General features: G+C 32.5%; 1 protein-coding gene. It reads left to right on the forward strand.

Annotated elements, in window-relative coordinates:
* A partial coding sequence (locus CD126_RS05655; RefSeq protein WP_142381354.1) for a transposase occupies positions 1-399 on the forward strand: 399 nt, incomplete at its 5' end.
* Positions 400-437 lie beyond the last annotated feature (38 nt).

The following is a 437-nucleotide window of genomic DNA, read 5'->3' on the forward strand; positions in this document are numbered from 1 at the left end:
CAGAGTGAGCACTCTCTCGTTCAATACTTAATAAACTTAGATGATCTATTACATGAAACTTATAAGGTAGGTCATCAAATACTCGATGCCTTAAGATTAAATGATATCAATCAATTAACGTATGTACTTAAAAACTCAAAATCTAAGCCTATTTCTAAGGGCTTACAGCGTGTGATGAATACTTTAATCAAGTATTTACCGTATATAGAACACACAATTGATCATCCGCAATTAACTAACGGTCCATTAGAAGGTATTAATAACAAAATAAAATTAATCAAACGGGTATCTTACGGTTATAGAAACTTTGAAAACTTCAAAGCTAGAATACTCATTATTTCTAGGATGTTCGTAAGTGAATATAAAAAACGCACCAAACAACATAATAAAGTTGCTTAGTGCGTTTGACCCTCACCAACCGTTATTGACAAGGAGCC

Source organism: Staphylococcus pettenkoferi (genome assembly GCF_002902685.1).
GTDB classification, from domain to species: Bacteria; Bacillota; Bacilli; order Staphylococcales; family Staphylococcaceae; genus Staphylococcus; species Staphylococcus pettenkoferi.